Raw genomic sequence first — 7,940 nt, 5'->3', positions numbered from 1 at the left:
CAAGCAAGAACCGTGAAAGGGCAAAAAGTTGACAAAAGCAGGATTATAAATCTTGAAAAAGGTAAAATTCCACCACAAGCAATAGATTTAGAAGAAGCTGTGTTGGGTGCCATGATGATTGATAAAAAAGGTATTGATGATGTAATCGATATTTTACATGCGGAGGCCTTTTATAAAGAAGCGCATCAAGAAGTTTATGATGCAATTTATACATTGTTTCAGAACTCTGAGCCTACTGATTTGCTTACCGTATCCAATCAATTGCGAAAAAACGGAAAATTAGATTTTGTAGGAGGGGACTTCTATTTGATTGGTTTGACTCAGAAAGTTGCTTCCTCTGCCCATATTGAATTTCACGCTCGTATCATCATTCAAAAATATATTCAAAGAAGATTGATCAGTATTTCAAGTGAAATTATAGAACAGTCGTATGATGAAACCGCCGATGTTTTTGATTTGTTGGATGACGCAGAATCTAAGCTGTTTGAAGTAACTCAAGGAAATCTTAAGAAAAGCTCTGAGAGTGCAAAGGATTTAGTAAAACAAGCGGTTACTAAAATTCAAGAGATAGGAAACCAAGAAGGGATGAGTGGTTTGGAAACGGGTTTTACCAAACTAGATGCGCTTACTTCTGGTTGGCAACCTTCCGATTTGATTATTATTGCTGCCCGTCCAGGTATGGGTAAAACAGCTTTCGTAATTTCCATGGCTAAGAATATGGCTATAGATTTTGGGCATCCCGTTGCTTTGTTTTCTCTTGAGATGTCATCTGTACAGTTGATTACACGTATGATATCCAGTGAAACTGGATTGACTTCAGAAAAATTACGTAAAGGAAACTTGGAGCCACATGAGTGGGAGCAGTTGAACGTAAAAGTAAAGAATTTAACAGACTCACCTATATTTATTGATGATACTCCATCGTTGTCGATTTTTGATTTGCGTGCCAAAGCTCGTCGTTTGGCATCACAACATGGGATTAAAATTATTGTAATTGATTATTTGCAATTGATGACAGCTGGTGGTGCAGCAAACGGAAACCGTGAACAAGAAATCTCTATGATTTCTCGTAATCTAAAAGCATTAGCTAAAGAATTGAATATCCCGGTAATTGCTTTGTCTCAGTTATCACGTGCTGTTGAGACTCGTGGTGGATCAAAAAGACCGTTACTTTCAGATTTACGTGAATCTGGTGCGATTGAGCAAGATGCGGATATTGTATCGTTTATTTTCCGTCCAGAGTACTATGGTATTACCGAGTGGGATGATGATGATCATTCTCCATGTGAAGGTCAAGGAGAGTTTATTGTAGCAAAACACAGAAATGGTGGATTGGAAAATATTCGATTGAAATTTACAGGACATTTGGCAAAATTTTCGGATTTAGAAGAAGGTTTTGGAAATGAGTTCCAGTCGAAAATGAATGATTTCAATCAAGAAATTTCATCAAATAATTTCCCTAGCGCAGAAGATGCTTTCGGAGCACCAGATGATGATGGAATGCCATTTTAAGAAAAAAACACGAAATAAAAAAAGGAACCAATTTTGGTTCCTTTTTTTATGCCTTTAACACAATCAAGTTCTGATCATTTTTTTTAAGGTATCCTTTTAATATTCTATTGATATCCTTGTTGTCTTTTTGCGGTTCAATTGCAGATAAATAATCTTCTGTGGATTTTGGGCTTTCGGTACTGTTAAGATATCCATATCCTTGATATACGCCGTTTAATACTAAAGCATATGCCGACTCTTCTTCTTTGCGGCCTTTTTCTTTGATAACAAAATTTTCCGTTTTGAATCGAACGGATGCCATCGCTTTTAGAACTCTTTTATTGTAATCCTGTACACTTTCTTCCTCTCTACAAACTCCTTTGCATTGTTTTAATTGATAATGAAAACAGCTGCTTACATTGGTTTGTAGGTTGCAATATTTTGGACAGAGTTCATGTGTTTCGCATAGTTTCTCTACAAATTGTCTCGCTTCTGACAGACTGTAGAATTTAAGCAGAGGATTGGGAACGTTTTTTAATTGATTCCAAGCCAAATGAATAACTCCTTTTCGGTCTTCATAAGAAAATAGAGCAAACCCTTCTTTTGTTTTGCGTTGTGCTCTGTTGTATTTAGGAAAATGGTGTTTTATTTCAGCTGACTCTAATAATAAAGCCATCAGTTCACTTCCGGTTTCAGTATAAACAATGTCTGCTGTTGCCATGCACATGGTGATTTCTTTCTTTTTTTTATCGTAAAAATGACTCAATACACGTTGTTTTATATTGTTAGCTTTTCCAACATAAATGATTTCCTTGTCTTCATTTTTAAAATAATAGACTCCTTCCGTTTCTGGTAATTTGTCAAAAACATTCTTTGGTAACAAAGGAGGTAAGGTAGCTTCTCTTGATTTAGGATTTAAGAAAGAAGCAAATACAGAACCATTGTCTAAATTATAAAGACGTTGAAATAGTATGGTGGTAGCTTCAGCATCGCCTCTTGCTCGGTGTCTACCTACTAAAGGAATATCTTCTGAAATACACAATTTACCAAGACTGTATGATTTTTTACCTGGTAATAATTTTCTTGACAATCGTACGGTACATAGTTTTTTACGTTTGAAACTCAAACCAAGTTCTTTAAACTCTTTTGCGATGATGTTGTAATCAAAATTCACATTATGAGCCACAAAAACACAATCTTCTGTGATTTCAAATATTTTTTTAGCAACCTCAAAAAACTTAGGAGCATCTTTGACCATATTATTTGTGATGCCGGTTAGGTTTGTGATAAACGCAGGAATATTACATTCGGGATTGATCAAGGTAGTGTATTCATCTACGACTTGTTCTCCATCAAAAATAAAAATACTGATTTCAGTAATTTTAACTCCTCCGTTGGTTTCTATGTCGATAACGGAATATTTCATGAAACCATTTTTTTAAGTTCTTTTAATTCCACGCCAAGTTGGTTTAGCATCATAGCAATGCTGCTTATTTTTAAATCACGTTCGTCGTATTCTTGTGTATTGATGCTACAGGTATACTCCCAAACCTCTAAAATTTCATTTAAAGGAACTTCATAAGGGCTGTAGTTCTTGTTGTCGGGAGCAAGTAGTAATGTGCCGTTTTCTTCAATTTTGTCATAGACTCTTTTATAGGTCATTCCATCATTTAGAGTAACGATAATATAGGAAGTACCATTTTTTACATCTCTAATATCTTCTAGGTATTGTGCTACAACATAAGAGCCATCTTTCATAGGAAGCATAGAGTCTCCTTTGATAGGAAAAGCTCTGTGTTTTCCTGTGGGTAAAAATGGAAGCTTGATTTTATCTAACTGTTCTATATATTCAGGGTCATTATAACCTAATAAATAACCTGCCGAAGCTTTTACAGGAACTACCTCTATTAAATCCTCATTGTCTGCATCTACAGTAATTGGAAACAATACACGCTGATTTCCGATTTCAATAAAAGAAGTGTCTGCTGCATAAGTAAGATCGTTTTTAATCAATACATCAATTGGCAATTTGAAATAATTAGAAAACTTAACTAACATATCAATAGGAGGGTCAGAGCGTCCTTCTTCATAAGAGCCAACTTTAGAACGGGTAATCCCCAGTTCCTCAGAGAGTTGTTCTTGAGTTAGTGTTTTGATTTTTCTAAGATGACGGATGTTTTTAGCAATATTATTCATAATACTACAAATGTAAGCATTAAAAACTATTATTTGTAGTTAATTTTGTAGAATGTTTTTGAACACACATACATATTATAGTTTACGTTATGGAACAATAGCACCAGAACGCTTGTTAAACTTAGCAAAAGAGCATCAGGTAACACAGATGGCTTTTACTGATATCAATAGTACATCGGCTAGTTTAGAACTGATTCGTTTGGCTAAAAAAGCTGGAATAGCTCCCGTTTTAGGAGTTGATTTTAGAAATAGAGCACAGCAAGAATTTGTAATGTTAGCTAAAAATAATCAAGGCTTTGAGAACATCAACAGCTACTTGTCTGGATTTTTACATCAAGTTGCTTTTGAGGTCCCAAAACAAGCAGAACAGCTACCAGGAACATTTGTAATTTATCCTTTCTACAAAAACATAGATTTTGAATTACAATCGCACGAATTTATTGGTGTTTGTAAAGAAGATTTGCATACGTTGAGGTTTTTAAAGTCTACTCATTTACTTTCTAAAATGGTGGTTTTGCAAACCGTATCTTTTGAAAATAAAAAAGGCTTTAATACACATCGTTTGCTGCGTGCGATAGATAACAATACGTTATTGAGTAAGTTGCCCGTATCAGAACAAGGAAGTGAATTAGATATGTTTCTTGCGGTAAAAACATTGAAAAACATATTCTCAGAATACCCTGAAATTGTAAAGAACACTGCGTTTTTATTGTCCCAATGTACTGTAGAATTTGAGTTTTCTGAAGATATAACCAATAACCAAAGATCCTATAGTGCTAATGAGGCATTGGATTTTAGGTTGTTGAAAAAATTAACCTACGAAGGAATTCCCTATCGTTTTGGAAAAGCAGAGCAAGTAGTTTTAGATAGGATAGAAAAAGAGCTTAGAATCATCAAGGAAAAGGGGTTTGTCTCCTATTTTTTAATCAATTGGAAAATCTTGAAGTATGCACGTTCTAAAGGGTATTTCTATGTAGGTAGGGGGAGTGGTGCTAATAGTATCGTTGCCTATTTATTGAGAATAACAGATGTGGACCCTGTGGAGTTGGACTTGTATTTTGAAAGGTTCATCAATTTGTATCGTAAAAATCCTCCAGACTTTGATATTGATTTTTCATGGACCGACAGAGATGATATTACACAATTTATTTTTGAGCGCTTTGAAAACACAGCACTGATAGCAGTTTACAATACCTTTAAGTACAAAGCCTCTGTAAGAGAATTGGGGAAGGTGTTTGGTTTGCCTAAATCGGAAATAGATGCATTGTGTGTACAAAATTATGTTTTTGAAAAATTGGATCGGCTTTCACAGTTGGTTCTTATTTACAGTCAGTATATCCAAGGATTTCCTAATTATTTGGGAATTCATGCTGGTGGGATTTTAATTTCAGAAAAACCAATTCATCATTATGTAGCTACTTTTTTTCCGCCTAAAGCCTATGCAACTGCTCAGTTTGATATGGTAGTGGCAGAAAATAGTCAGTTGTATAAATTTGATATTTTAAGTCAACGTGGTTTAGGGAAAATAAAAGATGCTGTTAAAATTGTACATCAAAATTATCCCAATCAACCTTTGTTAGATATACATGACATTCAGCGCTTTAAGGAAGATGAAAAAATCAAGTATTTATTGAGGAATGCTAAGGCTATTGGTTGTTTTTACGTAGAGTCTCCTGCAATGCGCATGTTGTTGAAAAAATTACAGGTTGATAATTATTTAGGTTTGGTGGCAGCAAGTTCTGTCATTCGTCCAGGGGTTGCAAAATCAGGAATGATGCGTGAATATATTATGCGATATCGTTTTCCTGAAAAGAGAGAGAATGCACACCCTATTATGTTGGATATTATGCCAGAAACTTATGGCGTGATGGTGTATCAAGAGGATGTGATAAAAGTTGCTCATTATTTTGGTGGATTGAGTCTAGGAGAGTCTGATGTGTTGCGAAGAGGAATGTCAGGAAAATCTAGGTCTAAAGATGAATTTACAAGAGTGAAAGAAAGATTTTTTAAAAATTGTTTGAATTCAGGAAAACCCACAAAATTAGTTCAAGAAATTTGGATGCAAATAGAAAGTTTTGCTGGCTATGCTTTTGCAAAAGGACACTCAGCATCTTATGCGGTTGAGAGTTATCAAAGCTTGTTTTTAAAAGCCTATTATCCGTTAGAATATATGGTTGCAACACTTAATAATTCTGGAGGTTTTTATAGTGCCGAATTGTATATACACGAAGCGCGTATGCATGGGGGAGTCATTCATGCTCCTTGTGTGAATAAAAGCAGTGATAAAACAATTATTGAAGGAAATAATATCTATATAGGTTTTGCTTTTTTACAAGCTTTAGAATCCAAAACTAGGCAGCGTATTCTTATGGCTAGAAGCAATGGGACCTTTAAGGATTTGAATGATTTTATAGATCGGGTTCCAATTTCTATGGAGCAAATACGAATATTGATTAAAATCAATGCTTTTAGATTTACAGGAGTGCTTAAAAGAGAGTTGTTGTGGGAGGCGCATATGAAAATTAAGAAAGTGGTTTTTGAAACGCCTGCTGAGACTTTGTTTAAATCGGAGCCAGTGAATTATAAGACACCCAGACTTCCATCTTCAGGTTTGGAGGATGCTTTTGATCAAATAGAATTGTTGGGCTACCCACTTTGTAGTCCTTTTGATTTATTGGTAGAGGAGTTTACGAATTCTTTTAGAGCAAAAATGTTAGAGAAGTTTCATGGTAGAATGGTGTGTATTGAAGGGTATTTGGTCACCGTAAAAAAAACAAGAACTAATAATGGAAAAACAATGTATTTCGGTACGTTTTTAGATTTGGATGGAGATTTTTTAGATACGGTTCATTTTCCTCCAGTAGCGGAGAAATTTCCTTTTCGAGGAAAGGGAATTTATAGACTCATGGGAAAGGTAGTTGTAGAACTAGACTGTGTATCTATAGAAATAACAAGCATGGAGCGTTTGGCGATTGTTGAAGATCCCCGTTATGCAGATAGTAGAAAAGCACAAAGACCCAAAAATAAAAGAGTGAGCTAATGGAGAGATCAATTGTACATATGGATTTAGATACTTTTTTTGTGTCTTGTGAGCGTTTGTTGGATAGTAGATTGAATGGAAAGCCTATTTTGATAGGGGGGACTTCCGACAGGGGAGTTGTAGCATCTTGTAGTTACGAGGCAAGAACCTTTGGAATACATTCGGCAATGCCAATGCGGATGGCCAAGCAATTATGTCCAGAGGCAATAGTATTACGAGGGAACTCGGGAATATATACCAAGTATTCTCAATTGGTTACAGAAGTAGTTAAAGAGGCTGTTCCTTTATACGAAAAGACATCTGTAGATGAGTTTTATATTGATCTTACCGGAATGGATCAGTTTTTTGGTTGTCATCAATTAGCATCTGAACTGAGACAGCGCATTATGAGAGAAACAGGACTTCCGATTTCTTTTGGTTTGTCAATTAATAAAACGGTTTCAAAAATAGCCACAGGAGAAGCGAAACCTAATAATGAGATCAAGGTAAATAAAGGCACCGAGAAACCGTTTTTATCTCCATTATCAGTAAAAAAAATACCGATGGTAGGGGAAGTTACTTATAAGGCTTTATGCGATTTGGGAATCAAAAAAATCCAAACCGTGCAAGAGATGCCTATAGAGATGCTTGCTCGTGTTTTTGGAAAATCAGGAGTATCTATATGGAAAAAAGCCAATGGAATTGATAACAGCCCTGTGGTGCAATACAGGGAACGAAAATCTATTTCTACCGAGCGTACCTTTGATAAGGACACTACAGATATAGGAAAGCTAGAAAGTATTTTAGTGGCAATGGCCGAGAATCTTGTTTACCAATTGAGAAGAGGAAATAAACTGACTTCATGTATTACATTTAAAATAAGGTATTCTGATTTTCAGACATACACAACACAAAAGAGAATTCCATACAGTTCTGCCGATCATAAAATTATTCCAGTGGTAAAGGAGTTGTATAAAAAATTATATGAACGAAGAATGTTAGTCCGTTTGATAGGAGTAAAGTTTAGTCATTTGGTTGAAGGAGGTTTTCAAATAGATTTATTTGATGATGATGAAAAAATATTAAATCTATATCAAGCAATGGATAAAATGAGAGAGCGTTATGGGGATAGGGCCGTTATAAGGGCAAGAGGAATGGATGCTAAAACAATTTCAAGATTCAATCCCTTCAATGGAGAAGCCCCTCCGTTGTTGGCCAATAGACGTAGGTAGTG

At 35.3% G+C, this 7,940-nt stretch carries 5 protein-coding genes; 3 read left to right on the top strand and 2 right to left on the bottom strand.

What is annotated here, in order from left to right; all coding sequences use genetic code 11:
• Nucleotides 1-12 precede the first annotated feature (12 nt).
• Complete coding sequence (gene dnaB, locus P8H68_RS09090) at nt 13-1,512, top strand: replicative DNA helicase (protein WP_300323798.1); 1,500 nt, start codon at nt 13-15, stop codon at nt 1,510-1,512.
• Between the two features lie 46 nt (nt 1,513-1,558).
• Here the strand turns inward: dnaB and P8H68_RS09085 are convergent, their stop codons facing one another.
• The gene (locus tag P8H68_RS09085) at nt 1,559-2,917 is read right to left on the bottom strand and encodes an exonuclease domain-containing protein (protein WP_300323796.1); all 1,359 of its coding nucleotides are present in this window, start codon (nt 2,915-2,917) and stop codon (nt 1,559-1,561) included.
• A complete protein-coding gene (locus P8H68_RS09080) occupies nt 2,914-3,687 on the bottom strand; it encodes a LexA family transcriptional regulator (protein ID WP_300323795.1) in 774 nt (257 codons plus the stop codon). Before P8H68_RS09080 ends, P8H68_RS09085 begins: the two co-directional genes overlap by 4 nt.
• A 52-nt stretch (nt 3,688-3,739) precedes the next feature.
• Between P8H68_RS09080 and dnaE the strand changes: the two genes are divergently transcribed.
• Nucleotides 3,740-6,727, top strand: coding sequence for a DNA polymerase III subunit alpha (gene dnaE / locus P8H68_RS09075; RefSeq protein ID WP_300323794.1), 2,988 nt, complete (start codon nt 3,740-3,742; stop codon nt 6,725-6,727).
• The gene (dinB, locus tag P8H68_RS09070) at nt 6,727-7,938 is read left to right on the top strand and encodes a DNA polymerase IV (protein ID WP_300323793.1); all 1,212 of its coding nucleotides are present in this window, start codon (nt 6,727-6,729) and stop codon (nt 7,936-7,938) included. The genes dnaE and dinB overlap by 1 nt, the downstream gene beginning before the upstream one ends.
• Nucleotides 7,939-7,940: the final 2 nt, after the last annotated feature.

Source organism: Flavicella sp. (assembly GCF_029238425.1).
Taxonomy (GTDB): domain Bacteria; phylum Bacteroidota; class Bacteroidia; order Flavobacteriales; family Flavobacteriaceae; genus Flavicella.
This window is presented reverse-complemented; position numbering and strand designations above follow the sequence as displayed.